We start from the raw sequence: 21948 nt of genomic DNA on the forward strand, positions 1-21948 counted from the left end.
GCGCACCGGCCGGCGGCGGGCCGGGCTCTAACGGCGGCCCGCCGCCGCGGCATGACGTTCGGCGGCGGCCGCCGGCGTGGTGACCGGTGTGGCCGCCGTGGGCAGGGGCTGCCAGCGGTCCGAGAGACGGTCCTCCAGAGCGGGCATGGTGGTGTACTCGAGCTCGTCGAGGCCGAGCCGGTGCGGCTCGAAGGGGCCGTGCCGGCGCAGGTAGTCCATCACCTCGTTGGCCTGCGCCCGGGCGCGGTCGAACGCCGGGTCGTCGAACATGTCGCGGGGGCCGATGAGCCGTCCGCCGGAGATCTGGAAGCCGAGGCACACCACCCGGGGTGGGCCGTCGAACCGGGACGGGTGCGCCTGCCCGGCGGCGACCGGCATGAGCGGCGCGTGGTGCGAGCCGCGCATGCTACCGGCGACCGTGTAGGCCAGGGCGAACGGTTCGAGGGCCTCGCCGACCGCGGGCAGGCCTGACTGGCAGCGCACGATCATCACCGGGTCGTCCTTGCCGACATACCTGCCGGCGATCAGGGACAGCCGCTGGGTGCTGGTCGCCACCGCCTGCTCGGCCGAGGTCTTCGAGGTGACGCTGTGCAGGACGTAGCGGGCCGGAGCGCCGATGTACATCAGCAGGTCGTACATGTCGGCCGGGCAGTCGAAGACGATCCGCTTCTCCTGGTACAGGTCGTACACCTCGAACTGGAAACCGGCGTGCATCTTCGCGTCGATCACCAGCCCGGCGGTGGTGAACGGGTCGGCGAACATCCGGAACAGCGGGAGGTTCCAGGCTCCCGGCTCGGTCTTGTCCGCCAGGAAGCACAGCACCGTCTCGGACGGCCGTTCGGTGAACTCCAGCTCGGCGTAGCCGGGGCCCATGCCCCGCAGGTTCCCGGAGAAGGCGTCGGAGAGCAGGTCCTGCCCGGCCCCGTAGAGCCCCAGATCCCGGGCGATCCGGGTGGTCGCGTGGAAGACGTCCCAGGCGAACGAGTGCACCGCCGCGGCGTCCGGGCCGTGCTCGTGCGTCATGATCAGAGCGAGGTCGTCACCGCAGGCCGCGACCTTCCCGTCGAGCAACAGGTCGCCGCGGGCCGCCTCGACCCGCCGGGTCGCCTCCTCGACCATGTCCGGGTGGACGGCGCAGTGGCCCACGAACCCCCCGGTGTCGGCCTTGATGATGCTCAGGGTCGGCATGACCGCTACCTCCTGACTCGGCGGGCGTGTTCACCAGATGTTCGAAGCCCTACCCGGGCGGGTGGACGGCAGTCCCGCCGCGGGCGGCGGACAGCAGCAACCGCCGCTCGGCCGAGGCGATGACCCGCCGGGCGGCGTCGACCGCGTCCGGGTTGACCGACACCGAGGTGATCCCGAGGCGCACCAGGTGTTCGGCGAAGTCGGGCCGGGTCGACGGCGCCTGCCCGCACAGCGACGAGGTGATCCCGGCGTCCCGGCAGGCCGCGATGATCCGTGTGATGGCGTCCAGCACCGCCGGGTCGGACTCGTCGAACAGCTCCGCGCAGGTCCGCGAGTCGCGGTCGACGCCGAGGACGAGCTGGGTGAGGTCGTTGGAGCCGATGGACACCCCGTCGACGCCGAGCCGGGCGTAGGCCGGGATCCAGTAGGCCACCGACGGGACCTCGGCCATGACCCAGCGGTGCAGGCCGCGGTGGTCGCCGAGCGGGCTGGCGTCGACGGCTTCCAGGCAGGCTTCCAGCTCCCAGCGGGTCCGCACGAACGGGATCATGAGGTGCAGGTTCGGCGTCCGCTCACGGACGTGGGCCAGCACCTCCAGTTCGAGGGCGAAGATCTCGGGTTCGCGGACATAGCGGTAACAGCCGCGGTAGCCGATCATCGGGTTCGCCTCGGCCGCCTCGAACCGCTCACCGCCGGTGAGCCCGCGGAACTCGTTGGTACGGAAGTCCGTCGTGCGGTAGATCACCGGGCGGGGGGCGAACGGGCGGGTGATGCGCAGCAGCGAGGCGCTCATCCTCTCGACGAACTCCGCCCGCCCGCCGCGCGCGAGCAGCTCCTTGGGGTGCACTCCACCGAGCGCCTCGGTGAGCAGGAACTCCGCGCGCAGCAGGCCGACACCGTCCACCGGCAGTGCGGCGACCTCCTCCGCCCGTTCGGCGATCGCAAGGTTGACCAGCAGTTTCGTGCCGGTGGGCTCGGCTTCGGCCCGGCCGGGCCGAAGCGCGGCGACGGTGGTCGCCGGCGCGCCCGCGATGGCCGCGGCCCCTTCGTAGACGGTTCCCCTGGTGCCCTCGACGGTGACCAGCTCGCCGGTGCGCAGCGTCGTGGTGGCCGTGCGGGTGCCGACCACACAGGGCACCCCGAGCTCGCGGCTGACGATCGCGGCGTGGCAGGTCATGCCGCCGCCGTCGGTCACCAGGGCCGCCGACCGGCGGATGGCGGGCACCCAGTCCGGCGAGGTCATGGGCGCCACCAGCACCTCGCCGGGCCGCAACAGGGAGCACTGGTCGGGTGAGGCGAGGATGCGCACCGTGCCGCTGGCCCGGCCCGGCGCGGCCGGAAGGCCGCTGACCAGCGTCTTCCGCGCAGCCGGAAGCACGGATGGTTCGGGTGCCCGCTCGCCGCTCGGCGCCGTGCCGAGGGTGGTGATCGGGCGGGACTGGACGAGGAAGGTGCGGCCGTCATCGCGTGCCCACTCGATGTCCTGCGGGCTGCCGTAGTGGTCTTCGACCCGGATCGCCAGCCGCGCCAGGTCCACGGCCTCGTCGTCGCTCAGTACCCGCTGGGCCCCCTGGTCGGGGGCGAGCTCGACCCGGCGGTCGGAGCCGTCGGATCCCCGCACGATCTGGTGGCTCTTGTTGCCGACCCGGACTTCGAGCAGACGGGGTCCCCGCTTGCTCAGCGTGTAGGTGTCCGGCAGGAGCTGTCCGCCGACGACGGCCTCACCGAGACCGAAGGCTGCTTCGATCACGACCCGGGACCGGTCGCCGGTCGCGGGGTCGGCGGAGAAGATGACGCCGGAGCGCGCCGCGTCGACCATCTGCTGCACGACGACGGCGATCGCCGGCTCGCCGCTGATCCGCCTGCTCGCCCGGTAGGCGAGGACCCGCGATCCGAAGAGGGAGGCCCAGCAGTCCCGGACCCGGTCGAGCAGGTCGCCGCCCGAGGTGTTGGTGAAGGTCCGGTTCATACCGGCGAACGAGGCCCCGGCGGTGTCCTCCTCCGTGGCCGACGAGCGGACCGCCACCCACTCGGCGCCGAGCCGCTCGTAGGCGTCCAGGACGGCCCGGCGAACCGTGTCGGACAGTTCGACGGCACCGACCCGCTTCGCCAACTCGTCCGCCACGGCCGCGCACGCCGCCGGATCATCCGGGTCGAGGCCCGCGGTGCGCGCCGCGAGCTCGGCACGCAGACCCGCCCGTTCCACCGTCTGCAGGTAGGCCGATGCCGTGATGACAAATCCCGGCGGGACCGGCAGACCAGCCCGGACCAGTTCTCCCAGGTTTGCGCCTTTTCCCCCGGCCAGCGCCGTATCGCGCACGGACAACTCGTCGAACCAGGCCACCAGCGGTGTATCAGCCTCCATCAACGTCACCTCACCAGAGCTGCGCAACAAACCTGACCGTGCTACTCCAGACCTTTCTCTCAGCCATACCCATGACCGGATCGGCTGACCGCCTGCCGCTGTCAGGCCATCCCGGTTCGCAGCCGATACACTTCTCAGCCGGCGGCCAAATCGGGCCGAGGCCGGATTGATACCTGGCGCAATCGTAATTTCTGACCCATTGCGACCTTGGCTGACATCTCTGACGTCACCAAAAATGGTGGTAGTTCCGGTCGAAGGACGTTCGACGGGAGGAACCGATGCCCGCATCCGGCGTCACGATGATCGAACGAAGCGTCGACAAGACCTACGAGTGGCTCAACCAGCTCGCTGACGCGCTTGGTAGTCCCGGTGACCGCCACTATGCGTACCGGGTGTTGCGGGCGGTCCTGCACACGCTGCGTAACCGGCTGCCGGTGGACGCGGCGGCGCATCTCGGCGCTCAGCTGCCCGAGCTGATCCGCGGGATCTACTACGAGGCCTGGCGGCCATCGGCCACCCCGCAGCCGTATCACCACGCGGCGCAGTTCCTCGACCGGGTCGCCGCCGAAGCAGGTCTGACCGGGGAGACCCAGGCCGGCTATGCCGTGGCGGCAGCCGCCCGGGTGCTACGTCAGCACATCACCGCCGGCGAGCTGGATCATGTGTGCGCCGCGCTACCGACCGAGATCTCCGCTCTGCTGACCGACGCGAAGTCCTGAGCGAGCTGCTGGATGATCTCCTTCGGCCAACGCCGGCGCCGGCGGCGGGCCAGCACGTCCGGCCCGTAGACAACCAGCCGCCGGGCCGCCTTCCGCCGATCACGACGGCGTCGCCGGCGCCCAGCCGAGGTGGGGGGCGACGGTTTCGGCGATGTCCTCGAGCAGGCTCAGGTTGTCGCGCAGCCCGAAGGCGGGCGGCAGGAACGCGATGAGCTCGTCGCTGACCGCCAGGCTCGGGTCGGCGAGCAGCTGGTCGACGACGGCGGACGGGGCGCCGTGGTGCACGGGACTCATCGTGAACCGGGCGGGCGGGGCCGCCGCGGGGGTCAGGGCGCCCTCCGGGCGCGAGGCCGCCGGCCCGTGGGTGCGCCGCTGTTCGTCGTAGGCCGCGTAGCCGCGGGCGAGCTCCGGCGACGTGGCGGGCAGCACGGAGCGTGCGATGGCGACGCGCGAGGGCGAGGTTCCGGTGTAGGCGGCGCGGTAGGCCTCGACGGCGCGGGCCAGTTCGGCGCCGTAGTCGTCGATCTGGCCGTGCAGGATGGTGCTGAGCAGCAGTCGCAGCCCCTGGCGGCCGACCCGTTCGGCGGAGGCCACCGAGCCGCCGCCGTACCAGACCCGGTCCGGCAGCGTGGGGCTGGTCGGGCGGACGAACAGCCCGGTGCCCGCGGCGACGAGCCCGGCGGGGAAGGCGATGCGGGAGTTGAAGCCGAGCCGGAGCCGGCGCGCCTCCCCCGCGGCCGTGGCCGTGGCGGCGGTGGCCTTGGCGGCGGTGTCGTTGACTGCAACGGTCGTCACGGGGTGCTCCCGTCGTTGTGGTGGAGGAGGGTCTGGTGGCGCTCGTCGGCGCCGGCGGTGTGCTCGACCCAGGCCGCGTGCAGTCGGGCGTAGTGGCCGGGGACGCCGACGAGCTCGTCGTGCCGCCCGCTCTGGACGAGACGCCCGTGGTCGAAGACGAGGACGCGGTCGGCGCGCTCGGCCGTCACCATGCGGTGGGCGATCGAGACCGTGGTACGCCCGACCGTGAGCGCGCCGAGCGCGTGCTGCACGCGGACGTCGGTCGCGGGGTCGACGCCGCTGGTCGCCTCGTCGAGCACGAGCAGGTCGGGGTCGACCAGGGCGGTGCGGGCGAGGGCGACGAGCTGGCGCTCGCCGGCGGAGAGCCGGTCGCCGCGTGTGCCGACGCGGGTGTCGAGGCCCTCGGGCAGGGTGTCGATCCACGGCCGCAGGCCGAGCGAGTCGACGATCTCGTCGAGCGCCCCGGCGTCGCCGCGGACCCCGGCGAGGATGTTGTCGGCGATCGTGGCGTCGAACAGGAACGGGTCCTGCGGGACGACCGCGACGCGGCGCTGGAAGGACAGGTCCGACACCTGGCCGGCCGGGAGGCCGCCGAGCAGGACACGGCCGTGGCGTGGCGCGATCTGCCTGGTCAGCAGCCGGGCGAACGTGCTCTTGCCCGAGCCGGTCTCGCCGACGACGGCGACGTGCTCGCCCGCGGCAATGCCGACGGTCAGCTCCCGCAGCACGGGCGGGCCGTCCCCGTAGGCGGCGGCGACGTCGTGCAGGTCGACGGCGACCGGCCCGGCGGGCAGCTCGCGGGCGTCCCCGCCTTCGACGACACCCGACGGCGTGGCGAGGATCTCCAGCGCGCGGCGCCAGCCGACGACGGCGTTCTGGGCCTCGCCGAGCATCTGGACCAGCATCTGCAGGGGCCGGACGAAGAAGGTGACGAGCAGGAGCATCGCCACCAGCTCACCGGCCGACAGGTGCAGCGTCGGCTCCCACCGGGTGTGGGCGGTCGACCAGCGGACGCCCGCGACGATCACCACCACGGTGACGAACGAGATCGCGATCTCACCGAAGGCGGTGTTGAAGTGCAACGGGACGAGGGTGCGGCGCTGCGCCGACGCCGTGTGCTCGACGGCCTCCTCGACCATGGCGCGGCTGCGTGCCTCGGTGCCGGTCGAGCGGATGACGCTGATGCCGGTGACGGCCTCACCCACGGTGGACTGCAGCGCTGACACGCTCTCCCGGACCACGGTGAACCGGCGCGCCACCAGCGCCTGCACGCGACGCATCGCGACGAACAGCAGCACCGCCGTCGCCAGCACGGGCACCGCCAGCTGCCAGGAGTACACCGCGATCAGCACGCCGGCGATGATCATCTGGGTGACGTTGACGAGCAGCATGACGCCGCCGTTCTGCACGAAGGTCGTGACGGCGTCGACGTCGCCGGTGAGCCGGCTGACGAGGTCGGCGCTGCCGGTGCGCGCGAACGTCTCCGCGGCCATCTCGTGGATGCGCGCGACGCCGGCCGCGCGCAGCTCGGCGAGCGCGGCCTCCGTACGCCGGTAGACACGCCGGTTCAGCCACCAGGAGGCGAGCACCGCCGTGACGGTCGCCGCGGCACCGACACCGGCGGCGCGCGCGACCACGCCGGCGGTTCCCTTGTGCGGCTCGAGCAGGCCGTGGTCCAGGGCGTACTGGACGGTCAGCGGCGTCACGATCCGGCCGGCACCGGCGACGAACGCCAGCAGCAGGGTGAGCGGCAGGCCGACGGTGAGGACGGGCGTGGTGGAGGCGATCAGCCGGCCCAGCTCGCGCGCCCGGGCCCGCCCGAGATCGGCGAGGCCGCGCTCACTCATCGGCCGTGTCCGATCCCGCCATGTCTGATCCCGCCGCGTCAAAGCCCGCCGCGTCCGGGTCCGCCCCGTGGGTGCCGTACGCGCCGAGAATCCGGCGGTAGTCGGGCTCGGCGCCGAGCAGCTCCGTGTGGGTGCCGACGGCGACGAGCCGCCCCGCGCGCAGGAAGGCGACCCGGTCGGCGACCGCGACCGAGCTGGGACGTCCGCCGACGATCAGCACGGTCGTCCGCCCGCGCAGGCCGGCCAGCCCGCCGAGCACCCGGCGTTCCACGGCGGGATCGAGGGCCGAGGTGGCGTCGTCCAGCAGCAGCACGCCGGGCTCGCGCAGCAGCGCGCGGGCCAGGCACAGCCGCTGCCGCTGGCCGCCGGAGAGCCGGGCGCCGCGCTCGCCGACCCGGGTGTCGAGGCCGTTGGGCAGGTCACGGACGACGTCATCGGCGCCGGCGGCGGCCAGCGCCCGCCAGATCTCACCGGCGGTGTAGGGACGCCGTTCGCGGGGATGGCCGTCGAGCTGAAGGTTGGCGTGGACGCTGCCGCCGAACAGCCACGAGGTCTGCCCGACGACGGCCAGCCGGGACGAGATCTCCCCGCGGGCGAGGTCGGTGGCGCGGACTCCGCCGATCTCGACGACGCCGTCGGTGGGGTCGTCCTGGCGGCTGAGGAGCTCGACCAGGGTGGTCTTGCCCGAACCGGTCGGCCCGACGAGGGCGACGATCTCGCCGGGGCGCACCTCGATGTCGACGTCCGCGAGAAGGCTCGTACCGCCACGGATGAGCCCGACGCCCCGCGCCCGCAGCCCCAGCGCGGGGGCGGGCACGGGCACGGGCGGATCGCTCACCTGCCGTCCCGGCGCCCGCGGAGCAGGCGCCCGCGGGCCGGGAGCGGCGGCGCCGGGCAGGACGCGGTCTCCGTGGGCGGTGGTCTCGGCGGCGTCGAGCACGGCGGCGACGCGGGTGCGGCCGGCCACCGAGACCGGCAGCATCCCCAGGAAGCGGCTGATCACGTTGAGCGGGATGGAGATGGTCAGCAGCAGGTAGACGACCTCGACGAGGACGCCGACGCTGAGGTCGCCGGTCTCGACCCGGCGCGAGCCGACGACGAGGACGGCCAGGACCGCGGCGGTCGGCAGCACCTCCAGGAGCGGGTCGAACACCGAGCTGAGGTCGCCCGCCGCGGTGGTGGCCGCGCGCAGCCGGAGCGCCGCGGCACCGACCCGGGCCCGCTCGCGGTCGGCGATGCCGAGGGTCCGGACGACCTGGCCGCCCTCGATGCTCTCCAGCGCGAGCGCGCCGAACTCGCCGCGGCTGTCCTGCACCGCCCGGGCGCGCGGGCTGAGCAGGCGCTGGTAGAGCAGGTTCACGCCGAGGACGGAGCCGACGAGGCCGACCCCGACCAGCCCGAGCGCGGTGTCGTGCCCGAAAAGCTGGACGATCGCGACGACCAGCATGACGATCATCCCGAGCGCGAAGTAGAAGAACGTCATCGGGAACCACAGGGCGTCCACATCGGACACCGCGGTGGACAGCAGACGCCCGGGCGGATGCCGGCGGTGCCAGGCCAGGTCGAGCTCGAGATACCGGCCGACGACGGACCGCCGGACCCGCGCCTGCGAGCCGTGCTGCACGTATCCGGTCGCGATGCCGCGGATGACGATGGTCACCCAGCGCACCGTGGAGACGCCGAGGATCGCGCCGACCGCGATCCACCAGGTGGCGCGGGCGACGTGGCCGCCGGCGAGGGCCGGGACGATCAGATGGTCGGTGGCCCAGCCGATGGCGGCGGCACCGAGGATCATGGTGGTCCCGTTGACGATGCCGGCGAGGGTGGCGATCAGGGCCGGCCGCGGGTGGGCGAGGGAGCCCTCCAGCATCGTCCGCAGCCCTGGCCACAGGGTCGCGCCGCCGCGCGCTTCCCCATCCAGGTTCCTTCTTATGTTCACCAGAATGGTAGGAAATACTGGTCTCGTCCAACGCGTTCGCGCGATTGCACCGATCGCGGCCCGCGATAGATCCTTGGCTGTCGCCGATCCCGCCCGGATCCTCGGAGGCGGGCGGCGCCCGCGACCTGGCCGGCGGGATGGGTCACCATGGCGGCATGCGAGTCACGGCGCCGCCCAGCCAGCCCCGAGCCGGGAGCGCATGATGCCGGCCGGGCTCCCCCCGTCCGGTCGCGCGATCGGCCGTGAGGTGACCGCGGCTGTCACGGCCGTCGCCGCGCGGGACGCGGACGCGCTGCGCGAGGCACGCACCCGGCTGCGGGCCGTCGACGAGCTGCAGGTCCGGGACGTCCTGCACGGGCTGACCCTGGGGCTGATCGAGCAGGCGTTCCCCGACGGTCTCGACGCGGCCGACCTGCGCGCGCTGCTGGGGGACGTCCTGCGCTCGGCGGCGGCCTGGCTGCCGGAGCTGGACGCCTACCCGGTCGCCGTCGTGCTCACCGGCGTGCTGTCGGTGCACGAGGCGGACGCGCCACCGCTCGACCCCGAGGTGCTTCCGATCGCCTGCGCGGCGGTGGTCAGCCACCTGGTCCAGCGGCTCGGCGTCCCACTCGACGCCGAGCTGGCCCGCGTCTTCGACGAGCTCCGCCAGGCGCAGACGATGGAGATGCCCTGAGGTTGACATCCTCCCCGGCATGAATGCCGGGGATTCCCGCACCTCGCGATGCGGGTTCCTGCTTCGTCAACGGACGCCTCCTCGCTTCAGGAGCGAGGCGGTCTCACTCCATCTCCACAGGCAGCCACCGCGAGCCCCGCGGCCAGAACGTTCCGCGCCGCATTCACGTCCCGGTCGTGAACTGTGCCGCAGCCGCGGCAGGCCCATTCCCGGACGTTCAACGGCATCTTCTCGACGATCGACCCGCACACCGAACAGGTCTTGCTGCTCGGGTAGAAACGATCGATCGCGATCACGGTGCGGCCGTACCAGCCGGCCTTGTACTCCAGCATCGTCCGCAGCTCCGACCACGATGCGTCGGAGATCGCCCGTGCCAGCGCATGGTTGCGGACCATGGTGCGGACCGCCAGGACCTCGATGACCACCGTTTGGTTCTCGCGGATGATCCTCGTGGACAGCTTGTGCAGATGATCCCGGCGACGGTCCCGGATACGGCCGTGGACCTTCGCGACCCTCGCGCGGGCTTTCGCCCGGTTCGCCGAGCCCTTCTCCTTGCGGGACAGTTCCCGCTGTGCGCGTGCGAGCCGAGCCCGGTCGGCACGCTCGTACCGGGGGCTGGTGACCTTCTCCCCGGTCGACAGAGTGACCAGACTCGTGATCCCCGCGTCGATCCCCACCTGCCCCGATGTCGGAGGCAGGGTGATGATGGTCTCCTCGACCAGGATCGAGATGTGGTACTGGCCGCGACTGTTCCGCGACACCGTCACCTGCGACACGTCCGCGCCGTCGGGCAGCGGACGCGACCAGACGATGTCCAGCGACCGGTCCTGCTTGGCGAGGGTGACAGCACCGTTCCGGTAGCTGAAGCAGTTCCGGAAGTAGGTCGCCGAATCGAGGGTCCTGCCCTTCTTCTTGAAGGACGGGTAGCCGGCCCGCTTCTCCCAGAAGTTCACGAACGCCGACTGAAGGTGCCGTAGCGTGGCCTGCAAGGGTCCTTTCGACGACTCGGCGAGCCATGCCGTCTCCGGGTTCCGTTTCCACGCGGTGAGCATCTTGTCGGTCTCGGCGTGCGTGATGCGACACCGTTCCTGGAACCACGCGCGAGACCGCTCGGCGAGCGCCCGGTTGTAGACGTAGTGGACGCAGCCGAAGGTGCGGGCGAGCTGCTCGGCCTGCTCTGGGGTCGGGTAGAAGCGGTAACGGTACGCCCGCTTCACCACCCCGCTCCCCATAGCTGACATGGATACCACCTTTGCCTGTCACGCTGTCGTTGATGCGCTATCCCCGCCCTGAAGGACGGGGCCTGCGCGCTACGTTCCACGGTCACCCGAGGCGCAGGACAGGCTGGTCACCCAGGCGTTCCGGCGGGGCCCCGCGACCGAGGGCGCCCCGTTCACTCCCGGCCTGGGCCTGCAGCCGGCTCCGCCGAGAACCCTGCTGCCGGCGACCAGCGGCCACGTCCTGGAAAGCCTCGCCGCGGGCTGGAACGCACTGGCGCCAGCCGCGTAGCGGCGGGGGGCTGTTTCGCGACGCGGGTACCGGCGGCTGGCCGCGTACTTCTCACGACGGCGTCCGCGGTCCCGCACGGTGGGTCAGCGGGCGCCGAACGGCGGGTGCCGGCCGCGTCGAGACGTGGCGGGCCCGAGGCGATACGTGCCGAGCCGCGGGTGGGTTCACGCCCGGCCAGGCGCGTGGGCGCCGGCCGCCGGCCGGGTGGGCAGGCGCGTCAGTGAGGGGGGCGCGCCTGCTCCCTCCGGCGCGTCGGCCGGGTCGGCCGCGGGCACGGCGGCCGGGTCGGTGGCCCGGTCCGAGGCGCTGGCCCGGGGGGCCGTGGCCCAGCGGATACTCGAGACCACGCCGTGCCCGGCGATCCGTCCCCAGGTGGCTTCGGTCGCCGGGAGGTAGGGCAGGCGCAGCGGCCAGCGGGTCCAGGCGGGCATCAGCCCGACGGCCGCGGCGGCAAGCGCGCTGTAGGGAACCCGGGCGGCGAGGGGCAGCGGGGCCCGCAGCAACAGGTAGCGGGCCGCGCCGCGGGCCTGCGGCGTCCCCCGCAGCTCGGGCCGGAAGGCGGCGAGCTGGTCGGCGAGCTCGGGCCGGGTCCGCGGCGGGTCGGGCACGCCGAGCCGGCTGGCGATCAGGCTGGCGTCGGCGATGTAGTCGTCGCATTCGGACGGGCTCAGCGGCGCCGCCCCGTAGCGTTGGTGGGCGGCCAGGAAGCTGTCGATCTCGGCGAGGTGAACCCATCGCAGCAGGTGCGGGTCGCCCGCCGAGTAGGGCCGGCCGTCCGCGGCGACGCCCCGGACCCGCCGGTGCACCCCGCGCACCCGGTCCACCGCCCGCTCCGCCTCACTCACCGGGCCGAACGTCGTCACCGCCAGGAAGAAACTCGTCCGCTGGAGACGGCCCCACGGGTCCTCTCGGTAGTCCGAGTGCTCGGCGACCCCGGCCATCGCGAGCGGGTGCAGCGACTGGAAGAGCAGGGCGCGCAGGCCGCCGACGAACATGGCCGCGTCGGCGTGCACCCGGCGGATGGGCCGGTCCTCGCCGAACCAACGCTCGCCGGGGGCCTCGAAGATCTGCTCCCGCCGCTGCGGCCCGCTCGTGCCCGCCACCCGGGAGAACACCTCCCCGGCGAGACGGGTGCGCAGGGCTTCCGCGTCGATCCGGATCCTGGGCAGCGTCACCGTTCCATCATGCGCCGGGCAACCGCGGACGGACCAACCGGCCGGAATCGGCCTCCGGCCCGGGACGGCCCGGGGACGTGCCGGGTGCCGGGTGCCGCCTTCCCGCATGGTTCAGTGATGGCCATGGGGGTTGCCGGACCTGCGACGATCGCCGGCCACGTGATCGTGTGTGGCCTGAACGACCTGGGCCTGAGCATCGTCGAGCAGCTTGACGCGGCCGGGGTGCGCGCCGTGGTGGTGGACGAGCGCGACGCGCCGGGCCTGCGCCGCCGGCTCGAGCGGTGGGGCGTCACCCTGATCCGGGAGAGCGTCCGGACGCCGGAGTCCCTGCGCGAGGCCGGCCTCGACACCGCGCTGGCTGTGGTGGCCTGCCACGAGACCGACCTGGAGAACCTGCAGATCGCGCTGGTGGCGGTCAACGCCGCGCCGCGGATCCGGATCATCGCCGGCATCGGCAACCGCCAGCTCGGCGACCAGCTCCGGGACGCGCTCACCCAGGTCCGGGTACGCAGCGTCGGTGAGCTGGCGGGGCCGGGCTTCGTCGAGGCGTGCGTCCGCTCCGCCGTGATCCACGCCTTTCCTTTGGACGAACCAGCCGGGGACAGGGAGATCTTCGCCGTCGTCGACGAGCCGGTCACCGGCCGGGCGCCGTTCCGGGCGCTCTACGGCGACCTGACACCCATCTCGCTGCGCCGGGCGGGCGAGCGGCTGGCCGAGGTGTGCCCGCCGCGGGACGTCCCGCTGGCCCCCGGTGACCGTCTCACCGTGCTGGGCCGTCTCGGCGAGCTCCGCGCACGCGGGATGGCGGTCGACGAGGTGCACGACGCCCGCGTCTTCGCCTCCCTGGCCGCCGGCGCCAGGGAGGACGCCGGCGACAACAGCCGCGGCCACGGCGGCGGGGGCGCCGGGGGCGATGACCGCGACCGCGGTGGACTCGGTGACAGAGACGGCCGCGGTGGCAGGGATGGCCGTGCGAGGGCGCCGGACGTCCCCGGCCGCACACGGCACGCGCCGGCCCGGAACACGACGCGGGCCGCCCGGATGCGGACGCTGCTGGCGACGGTGCGCGGCGAGCTCGACCGGCCGTTCCGCCGGGCCCTGACGGTCGTCGGGGCCCTCATGGTGATCAGCACTGTCGTGCTGGCGTTGACCTACGAGGACAACAACCCCGGGGCGCCCGCGGACTTCGACACGCTCGACGCGCTGTACCTGACGGTCGAGACCATGGTCACGGTCGGCTACGGCGACTACAACTTCGGCGCCGCGGACAGCTGGCTGCAGGCCTTCGGCATCGGCCTGATGCTGCTCGGCGCCCTGTCCATCGCCGTCGTCTACGCGTTCATCACCAACGTCATCATCAGCCGCCGGCTGGAACGGGCGCTTGGGCGCGGCCGAGCGAACGCCGTCCGCGGGCATGTGATCCTCTGCGGGCTCGGCTCGGTGGGCGTGGCGACGATGGAGGGCCTGCTGCGGGCCGGCCGGCGGATCGTGGTCATCGAACGGGACGAGAACAACCGGTTCCTGCCGGTGGCCCGCGAGCGCGGCGTCCCCGTGGTGATCGGCGACGCGACGGTACGCGCGACGCTGTTGGAGGCCGGGCTCGCACACGCGACCACGATCGCGGCGGTGACCAGCGACGGCCTGGCCAACCTGGAGACCATCCTGTCGGCCCGCGAGACGCACGCGGAGCTGCGCCGGGCCCACGCCGCCCGGTGGGCCGCGCGGGCCGCCGCCCAACGCGCCGGCGGCCGAGCCCACCACGGCGCACGCCACGACCCCGCCCGACCTGCCGACAGGAGCCCCGAAGCGGCGCTGCGCGTCGTCCTGCGGGTCTTCGACGCCACCATGGCGGACGAGTTCGAGCGCCGCTTCGGGATCCACACCGCCCGCAGCGCGTCCACGCTGGCGACGCCGTACTTCGTCGCCGCCGCGCTCGGCCACGAGGTGATCAGCGCCTTCTACGTGGAGCGGACGCCGTTCCTGGTCGCGCGGATGACGGTGCGCCCCGGAGGCGGGCTGGCCGGGCCCACCCTCGGCGAGCTCGCGACCGGAACCCGGGTCCTGGCCGTGACCAGGCACGACGACCCCCACAGCGGCCCCCGTATCGGGCCCGACGACGACTCCCGGGGCAACGCCGAGGACGGCATGGCCCACGGCTCGGGCGCGAGCTCCCCGGACTACCGACCCGGCCGGCACACAAAGCTGCGGCCCGGGGACGAACTGCTCGTGGTCGGCCCCGTCACCCAGATCGTGGACATGGTCCGGCGCAACCAGCTGACCCGGCACACGTCGTCACAGAGCTGACGCCGCCAGCCGGCACCGCGGGCGGCTGCTGGCCAGGAGCGGCTGTTCAGGCCAGGGGGATGCCGGCGCCGAGCAGGCCGGTGCGGACACGCTCGGCCACCGCCTCGACCTGCGTCGAGAGGTAGAAGTGCCCGCCGGGCAGCACAGCCAGGTCGAACGCGCCTGTCGTGTGCTCGGCCCAGGCCGCCGCCTCCGCCTCGGTCACGGCCGCGTCGCTGTCACCGATCGTCACCCGCAGCTCCGCGGCCACCGTGACACCGGGCGCGCAACGGTAGGTCTCGATGGCCTGGTAGTCGGCCCGCGTCGCGGGCAGGATCAGGTCGACCAGCTCCGGGTCCGCGAGGATCCGCCGGTCGGTGCCGCCCAGCTTCGCGATCGACTCCAGGACGGACGCGTCATCACCGTGGTGGACGGTGCCGGGCCGGCTCCTGGACGGGGCGGGACGGCCGGACGGGAACACGATCGACGGAACAGGTGCCCCCGGCGTGGCCTCCAGCCGGCGGGTCACCTCGAACGCGACGATCGAGCCCATACTGTGCCCGAACAGGGCAAGCGGGCGGTCGGTCAGCGGGCCCAGCGCCGCCGCGATCTCGTCGGCGAGCGCGTCGATGCTGGTGTGCGGGGCCTCGGCCAGCCGGTCCTGCCGGCCCGGGTACTGCACGGCGCAGACCTCGGCGACCTCCGCCAGCGCCGCGGACAGCGGGTGAAAGAAGGTGGACGCGCCGCCGGCGTGCGGGAAGCACACGAGCCGGGGGCCCGTCTCACTGCCGCGGTGGAACCGCCGCAGCCAGCGGTCGATGTCGCTGGTCAAGGTCACCACCGTCAGGCCGGGACAAGGACGGGAACAGAGCGGTCCGTGTCCGGACCCACCACCACCATCAGACCATGCCCGCCCGCTCCCCGGCCACCGGCCCGTCGACGTCCCGGTCGAGCATCGTTCGCACGCCGGTCCGCACTGGACTCCCGGGGCCGCCGCCACGGCACCGGGTACGCCGACGAACGCGCCTAATAGCTTTGCGGTTCGAGCAGGCTCCGAGGAAGATCCCCGCATGCCGGTCGAGAGCTCTGACGGGGTCCGTATCGGCTACGAGATCCTTGGGCAGGGGAAGCCGCTGGTACTTCTGCACGGCTTCTTCGGGGACCGCGAAGCCGAGCTCTTCCGCACCCGTGGCGTCGCACCGTTCATCGACCACCTCGAACGGCAGGGAGCGCTGCCCGACTGGATGCGGACAGCCGACCGACTGGCCAGAGCCGTCGTCGTTGAGCTGCCGGGCTGCGGCCACTTCGACGCATTCGTCCGTAGCGATCTTTCCGTCCCACCCGCCAGGACCTTCCTCTCCACAGCCTCGATACCCGTCAGCCGGACCTGACCCAAGGGAGCACACCAGTGGCCGCCGGAGTACTGATCGCGGAGAGCCTGCGCGTCGGGACCGTCCTGGACGACCTGTCGCTCGTCGTCCGGAAACTCCAACGGTCGGCACCGGGAAATGCCACCGCCGAGCAGCCACCTGTCTGGACGCTGGTCTTCTTCGACGTCGCCGACACCGCAGCCGAGGCACTGGCCACTCAACTGAGCGACGCCCTGGATACGCCTGGATGGTACGTGGACCTACACACCGCTCAGGACAGCTTCATCGTGTTCCCCGGCCGAGTCATATGCTACCGACGGGGGGACCCGCAGGGACGCGCCGAAGCCCAGGAACACGGCCGTGCTCACGGCATCCCCGACTCACAACTCGACTGGCCGATCTGACTCTCCGACCGGCGAGGATCTCGATGGTGCGGTCAGGCTCGTCTCCTGCTGGTCGGAGGAACGGCGCGGCGGGTCTCCGACGAGCCACGTGGCCCACGACGCTCGGCCCGCGTGGCCAGGCTGCCCCGCATGGCGCTGGATGACTGTTTCCCAGGCTGGCGCGGTACTGGTGGTGCGTCCTGATCTGACGGACGTGGAGCTCAACGAGCTGTTCGACGCGTCGTGGCCGGACCGCGGCCGACGTCCTTTGCGCCCTCAAAGGGCCGCCAAATGGCGGGGGCCGCTCACCATCGTGTTTCGCCGCGGCCACCCTGAAAGCACAAAGAACCCAGAGAGTCAACACACAACCCTTCCCCAACACGGATGGTCGACCTATCATCTCTTTACGGTGATCGGCTAAGGTTGCATGCCGTCGTCCATCTCGAGGCCCGCGGTAGTCGTGTGCGCCGGGCGCTTCGTTTATTTCCATGTCGGGGGTTCACATGGGTACGGGTGCCGACCAGGCCATCGAAGACGCCACCCAGGGGTCTCCCAGCGATCCGCGGCCGGTTACCGATACCTGGCGTGATTTTTTCCCGCGCCCGTGACCATGCTTCTGTGATTCCGTTCTCCTTCGCCGCCGGAGATTTTCGGCGGCGACCGGCGGCGATTCCACAAAAGCCGACCCAGGGCGCTGGACACGCCTGCCTTCAGACAGGCGTCCCGGAGAGGACGGCACCAGCAATGCTCGACCACCCCGTACTTCCCGTACCCGACGTTGTTCCCCTACCCGAATCCGCGGTCCCGGGTCGCGTTCCCTCTCGTCGCGGGCTGTTCCTGGCCGCGACCGGTGCCGTCCCCGCGGCGGTCCTGACGAGCGGCGTGGCCGCGGCCGCGGTGCGTCCGGGAGGGCCCGGCCAGCCCGCTGGGGACCTGCCGCCGCGCGTCGACGTGCACCACCACGCCATGCCGGCACCCGTCCGGTCCTGGCTGGTGGAGCACGGCATGCTCCCACCGGCGGGCGGCCCGCTGTTCGCGCGGTGGGATCTCGGCACCACCCTCGCCACCATGGACCAGCACGGCATCCAGCTCGCCGTCCTGTCCGCGCCGGTGCCGACCGCGTTCACCCCAGTGCCCTCGCAGGCCGCGGAGCTGGCGACCATCGCGAACGACAGCCTGGGCACGCTCGCCCGCGAGCAGCCGTCCCGCTTCGGCTGGCTGGCCAGCGTCCCATACCTCGAGCCGAACGACGCCGTGGCCGAGATCGAGCGGGTGTACGGCGGCCAGGCGCCCGACGGGGTGCTGCTCACCGCGCACGCCGGCACCCGGTACCTCGGTGACCCGGCCCTGGATCCGGTCATGGCGGCCCTGAACGACCGGGACGCGGTTGTCCTGGTGCATCCGTTCGACCTGCCCGGCGCGTCCCCGATCGCGGTGCCGTCCTTCGTCGTGGACTTCATGGCGGACACCACCCGCGCTGCCGTGCAACTCACCGTGTCCGGCGCTCTCGACCGTTTCCCGCGGATCCAATGGATCCTCGCGCACGGCGGCGGCGCCTTCCCGTACCTGGCGGGCCGCCTGGCGCTGGGCCGCGGCCTCGGCTACGGCGCGGACCCGGGAGCGATCAGGGCCGCGGTGCGGCGGTTCTGGTACGACACCGCTGGGCCGATGTCCCCGTACGCCACGCCCAGCCTGCTCGCGGCCGCCGGTGCCGGGAGGATCCTCTACGGCTCCGACTACAACGCCATCCCCGCGGCGACCGTCGGCGAGAGCCTCGCGGCCCTACGCGCCGACCCGGCGCTGGACGCCCCGGCGCGCGCGGCGATCGCCCGCGGCAACGCCCTGCGCCTGTTCCCCGCCCTGGCACAGCGACTGGGCTGAGGGAACGCCGCACCGGGCCGCGGCCGGCGCTCGCCCGCATGGTCGGACGGCGGGCGTCCACGTCTCCCTCGTCGTGGACGCCCGCCGTCCGCGCCTCAGTCGCTCAGGACCAGTCCGGCCAGGTCACCGGCGTCGCGCCACTCCTGCAACAGCTCCTCGAACGCGTAGAAGCCGGGCCCGTAGGGCTCCCCGAGGAACCACCGGGCGTTCGACTCGCCCTCGCTGTTGTAGTAGCCGGGGGTGCACTCGGTGACGAACCTGGTGTTGTCGATCTTGTTGTCGCGGATGGTCCGGACCCAGCCCTCCTCGGCCTCGGCGGTGGGCTCCACGACCTTCGCCCCGCGCGCGATCGCCTCGCCGAGGATGTAGGCGATGTGGTCGGCCTGCTGCTCGAACATCTTGGTCGTGGACGCGGTGACCCCGCCCTGGATGAAGCCGGTGGCGAAGTAGTTGGGGAAACCGTGCGCCATGATGCCGTGCAGCGTGCGGAAGCCCTTGCCCCAGTGGTCGTAGAGCGATCTGCCGTCACGGCCCGCGAGCGGCCTGATGTCCAGCTGCCGGTCGAGAGCTCCGGTGATCTCGAAGCCGCTGGCGAACACGATGCAGTCAACCTCGTGTTCGATGCCGTTGGCGACAACCCCACGCTCGGTGATCCGCTCGACGCCCTTGGAGTCCGACACGTCGACGAGGGTGACGTTCGGCAGGTTGAAGGTCGGCAGGTAGTCGTCGTTGAACACCGGACGCTTGCACAGAATGCGGAAGTACGGCTTCAGGAGCTCCGCGGTCTTCGGGTCCTCGACGACCTGGTCGACCCGCTGCCGGATCCGCTCCGCGACCCGGTAGTCCTCGGCCTCGTGCAGCTCCATGAACTTCACGGGGTCGGCCAGCGCGCCCCAGCCGTTCGTGGAGTTGAGGTGCGCCGCGAGGTTACGGGCGACCTCGGTCCAGGCGTCGCAGATGTTGTCCGGCTCACCCGGCGAGTAGAACGCGAAGGTCGCGTTGTGGAAGTTGCGCTGGCGCTCCTCCCGCCACCCGGGCTTCAGGCTCGCCACCCATTCCGGATCGGTCGGGTAGTTGGAACGCTCGAAGACGTAGGACGGCGTCCGCTGGAACACCGTCAGGTGCTTCGCGCCGCGTGCCAGGTGCGGGATCGCCTGGACGCCGCTGGAGCCGGTACCGATCACGGCGATCCGCTTGTCGCCGATCTTGTCCAGCCCGCCGTGCAGGTCACCGCCGGTGTAGTCGAAGTCCCAGCGGGCGGTGTGGAAGGTGTGCCCCTTGAAATCGGTGATGCCGGGGATGCCGGGTAGCTTCGGCCGGTTGTAGGGCCCCTGGCACATGATGATGAACCTGGTCCGGATGTCGTCACCGCGGTTGGTGACTATCCGCCAGCGCCCGACCTCCTCGTCCCACTCCAGCGACTGGACCATGGTGTGGAACAGCGTCTTGTCGTAGACGCCCAGGTGGCGCCCGATCCGCTGGGCGTGCTCGTAGCACTCGTCGCCGTGGGAGAACTTCTCCTTCGGGATGAAGCCGGTCTCCTCGAGCAGCGGGAGATAGCAGTAGGCGTCCGAGTCGATCTGGATGCCTGGATAGCGGTTCCAGTACCAGACGCCACCGAAGTCGCCGCCCAGTTCCAGGATTTTGAAGTCGGAGATCCCCTTCTTCTGTAACCGGTCCGCGGCGATCAGTCCCGAGAAGCCGCCACCGAGGATCACCACCTCGATCTCAAGGTCGATCGGCGTGCGGGGCGTGAGCGGCGTGTGCGGATCGGCTTCGTAGAACTCGGCGAACTCGTCACCGGACTCGACGTACTGCTTCTGGCCGTCAGTGCGCAGCCGCCGGTCCCGCTCGGCGAGATACTTCTCGCGAAGCGCCTCCTGATCGACCTCGGGGGTGATCGTCGGCGCACAGTGATCCAGGGGCGATCGGTACATGAGAGATCCTCGGTCCTGCTCGTGGTCACGGTCGGGAACGGCGGGTCCGGTCATGGCCGGCTCCGCGGGATTTCGATCGGCCGGGTCGGTATGTCCACGGCGCGGCTGCTCAGCGTTCCGGCCGGAGGGCCAGGACGCTGCCCTCGGCGTCCGCCGAGACGTACAGGGTGCCGTCCGGGCCGGCGGCGATACCGGCGAACGGGCCCTGCGGCCCCGAGAACGGCGGCTGCCCGCGCAGCGGCTTGGGGGTGACGCCGGGCGGGGCACCCACGGGGAGGTCACGCGCGATCGTGGTGCGCGCCCCGGTGCCCGGGTCGACGTCTAGCAGCGTCTTGGCGCCGGCGTCGACGATCAGCAACCGCCCGCCCCGGGCCAGGATGCCCTGCGGCGTGTCCAGACCGTCGACGACGGTCTCCGCGCGTGGGCCGCCGACCGAGACGATCCGCCCGGCGCCGGCCTCGGACACCAGGCAGGCCCCGTCGGAGCCGAAGGTCACGCCGACCGGCTTGTCCAGTCCGGTGGCGAGGACCTCGATCTCGCCGGCTCGGACAGCCAGCACCCGGCCGCGGCCGAACTCGGCCGCCACCACCGCGCCGTCCGGCGCGATCGCGACACCGTAGGGCTGGTCCAGGCCCTCCGCCAGCACCTCGCTCACGAATTCCGCGGGCCGGAAGCGCGCGATCGTGCCATTGCCCGTGGTGACGATGAATTCGCCAGGCCCGGTGGTGGTCACCCCGCGGACGAAGCCGGGGCTGCCGGGGCTGAACAGCATGCCGACGGTTCGCGGGGAGCCGCCCGGGCTCAGCGCGTAGAAGAACGGACCGTCGGCGATGTAAAGGGTGCCGTCCGTGTCGAGGGTCAGGTCCAGCGGCCAGTTCAGGCCCCCGGGCAGCGTGGTCCGGGTCTCGCCGCCACCCAGCACCTCCGTGATCTCTCCGGTGAAGTTCGAGACGAACAGCCGGCCGTCGAGAAAGGTGCAGTTGTCGAGGCCGGGCTGGAGTTTGGCGAGCACCTCCCGATCGCCCGAGCGCGGGTCGATGCGCAGCACCTCGCCGGTGTGTACCTGGGTGGACACGATGAATCCGGCGTCGTCGAACTTCACCGAGTCCGGCACACCCAGGTCGCCGGCGACCCGCTGCGGCTCGCCGCCGTCGGGGTGAATACGCCAGATGTCGTTGGTGGCCATGGCCGGGTAGTAAAGAAAGCCGTCCGGGCCGACCTCCATGGCGTTCGGCATGCCCAGGTTGTCCGCGAGCACCCGGGGCGCGCCGCCACCGAGCGGCAGCTCCATCAGCCGGCCGCCGGGGCGGCACTCGTTCACGAACAGGCGGTCCTGGTACACGGTGATGCCGTTGACGGCGGGCATGTCCTCGCCCACGACCCGGACCCGGCCGTCGGTGCCGAGGACGCTCACCCGGTCGTCCATGTACTCGGTCGCGTAGATGTTGCCGGCCGAGTCGAACGCGACGTCGTCCGGGCCGACGATGTCGCCGCCCTTGGGGCTGACGGCCTCCACCGCCCCGGTGTCGACGTCCAGCGCGCTGATCTGACTGCCGGTCACCTGGGCTATGTATATGCGGCCGTCGGGACCGGTGCGCAGCCCGTTCGCACCGAAAAGCCTGCTCGTCGGCGTAAGTCGGTCCAAGGTCCAACCCGCCGCGAGGGTGGTCGGAGCAAGGCTGGTGTAGCGCGCCCCTTGAGCCAAGGTTGAGACCCCCTGTACTGAGGACATCGGTGTCCGCGAGACGTGTCCGCCGCCTGCCGTCGGATGGCAGGCGCGCGGACCACCTCTGTACTGGTTATGTGTCTGGTTTATGACCGTATATCTTTACAAGGATAGCAATGCTGGCCGCCATCCTCAACAGCCATCTCGAGAACAGCGGC

General features: G+C 72.1%; 16 protein-coding genes. 6 read left to right on the top strand and 10 right to left on the bottom strand.

The genetic code is table 11. The features are described from left to right. Positions 1-27: 27 nt before the first annotated feature. Both fbp and ppsA read right to left on the bottom strand, forming a co-directional pair. Positions 28-1188, bottom strand: coding sequence for a fructose-1,6-bisphosphate aldolase/phosphatase (gene fbp, locus AC559T_RS08430; RefSeq protein ID WP_112105449.1), 1161 nt, complete (start codon positions 1186-1188; stop codon positions 28-30). Between the two features lie 49 nt (positions 1189-1237). Next, positions 1238-3553, bottom strand: coding sequence for a phosphoenolpyruvate synthase (gene ppsA / locus AC559T_RS08435; protein ID WP_498868345.1), 2316 nt, complete (start codon positions 3551-3553; stop codon positions 1238-1240). A gap of 278 nt (positions 3554-3831) precedes the next feature. On the opposite strand from ppsA, the gene AC559T_RS08440 reads away from it, so the two are divergent. Then, a complete protein-coding gene (locus AC559T_RS08440; protein ID WP_071066333.1) occupies positions 3832-4272 on the top strand; it encodes a DUF2267 domain-containing protein in 441 nt (146 codons plus the stop codon). Positions 4273-4371: 99 nt separating this feature from the next. On the opposite strand, the gene AC559T_RS08445 is transcribed toward AC559T_RS08440, so the two are convergent. From AC559T_RS08445 to AC559T_RS08455, 3 genes are read right to left on the bottom strand one after another with little or no spacing between them, the layout of a single operon-like run. Continuing rightward, positions 4372-5067: a hypothetical protein gene (locus tag AC559T_RS08445; protein WP_498868346.1), complete on the bottom strand. Its 696-nt coding sequence runs from the start codon at positions 5065-5067 to the stop codon at positions 4372-4374. Beyond that, a complete protein-coding gene (locus AC559T_RS08450; RefSeq protein ID WP_498868347.1) occupies positions 5064-6914 on the bottom strand; it encodes an ABC transporter ATP-binding protein in 1851 nt (616 codons plus the stop codon). Before AC559T_RS08450 ends, AC559T_RS08445 begins: the two co-directional genes overlap by 4 nt. Next, positions 6907-8784 (bottom strand): ABC transporter ATP-binding protein, encoded by a 1878-nt coding sequence (locus AC559T_RS08455; RefSeq protein WP_498868383.1) that lies wholly within the window; start codon positions 8782-8784, stop codon positions 6907-6909. Before AC559T_RS08455 ends, AC559T_RS08450 begins: the two co-directional genes overlap by 8 nt. A gap of 316 nt (positions 8785-9100) precedes the next feature. Between AC559T_RS08455 and AC559T_RS08460 the strand changes: the two genes are divergently transcribed. Then, positions 9101-9526 carry a hypothetical protein gene (locus tag AC559T_RS08460; protein ID WP_235013792.1) on the top strand — a complete coding sequence of 142 codons (426 nt, stop codon included), beginning with the start codon at positions 9101-9103 and terminating at the stop codon, positions 9524-9526. Positions 9527-9612: 86 nt separating this feature from the next. Here the strand turns inward: AC559T_RS08460 and AC559T_RS08465 are convergent, their stop codons facing one another. Both AC559T_RS08465 and AC559T_RS08470 read right to left on the bottom strand, forming a co-directional pair. Beyond that, positions 9613-10767 carry an RNA-guided endonuclease InsQ/TnpB family protein gene (locus tag AC559T_RS08465; RefSeq protein ID WP_498868348.1) on the bottom strand — a complete coding sequence of 385 codons (1155 nt, stop codon included), beginning with the start codon at positions 10765-10767 and terminating at the stop codon, positions 9613-9615. Positions 10768-11199: 432 nt separating this feature from the next. Then, positions 11200-12210, bottom strand: coding sequence for an oxygenase MpaB family protein (locus AC559T_RS08470; RefSeq protein WP_241831820.1), 1011 nt, complete (start codon positions 12208-12210; stop codon positions 11200-11202). A gap of 117 nt (positions 12211-12327) precedes the next feature. Between AC559T_RS08470 and AC559T_RS08475 the strand changes: the two genes are divergently transcribed. Next, the gene (locus AC559T_RS08475) at positions 12328-14514 is read left to right on the top strand and encodes an NAD-binding protein (RefSeq protein ID WP_498868349.1); all 2187 of its coding nucleotides are present in this window, start codon (positions 12328-12330) and stop codon (positions 14512-14514) included. A 46-nt stretch (positions 14515-14560) separates the two neighbouring features. Here the strand turns inward: AC559T_RS08475 and AC559T_RS08480 are convergent, their stop codons facing one another. Further along, complete coding sequence (locus tag AC559T_RS08480; protein WP_112105485.1) at positions 14561-15331, bottom strand: thioesterase II family protein; 771 nt, start codon at positions 15329-15331, stop codon at positions 14561-14563. Positions 15332-15563: 232 nt separating this feature from the next. Between AC559T_RS08480 and AC559T_RS08485 the strand changes: the two genes are divergently transcribed. The 3 genes from AC559T_RS08485 to AC559T_RS08495 all read left to right on the top strand — a co-directional run bounded on the left by AC559T_RS08485 (position 15564) and on the right by AC559T_RS08495 (position 18127). Continuing rightward, positions 15564-15884 (top strand): alpha/beta fold hydrolase, encoded by a 321-nt coding sequence (locus AC559T_RS08485; RefSeq protein ID WP_112105454.1) that lies wholly within the window; start codon positions 15564-15566, stop codon positions 15882-15884. A gap of 17 nt (positions 15885-15901) precedes the next feature. Continuing rightward, positions 15902-16267: a hypothetical protein gene (locus AC559T_RS08490; RefSeq protein ID WP_498868350.1), complete on the top strand. Its 366-nt coding sequence runs from the start codon at positions 15902-15904 to the stop codon at positions 16265-16267. Between the two features lie 723 nt (positions 16268-16990). Beyond that, positions 16991-18127, top strand: coding sequence for an amidohydrolase family protein (locus AC559T_RS08495; protein WP_498868351.1), 1137 nt, complete (start codon positions 16991-16993; stop codon positions 18125-18127). 95 nt (positions 18128-18222) lie between these two features. Here the strand turns inward: AC559T_RS08495 and AC559T_RS08500 are convergent, their stop codons facing one another. Further along, the gene (locus tag AC559T_RS08500) at positions 18223-20064 is read right to left on the bottom strand and encodes a flavin-containing monooxygenase (protein WP_498868352.1); all 1842 of its coding nucleotides are present in this window, start codon (positions 20062-20064) and stop codon (positions 18223-18225) included. Positions 20065-20173: 109 nt separating this feature from the next. Further along, positions 20174-21796 carry an SMP-30/gluconolactonase/LRE family protein gene (locus AC559T_RS08505; RefSeq protein WP_112105457.1) on the bottom strand — a complete coding sequence of 541 codons (1623 nt, stop codon included), beginning with the start codon at positions 21794-21796 and terminating at the stop codon, positions 20174-20176. Positions 21797-21948 lie beyond the last annotated feature (152 nt).

It is taken from the genome of Frankia sp. Hr75.2, assembly GCF_949319125.1.
GTDB classification, from domain to species: domain Bacteria; phylum Actinomycetota; class Actinomycetes; order Frankiales; family Frankiaceae; genus Parafrankia; species Parafrankia soli.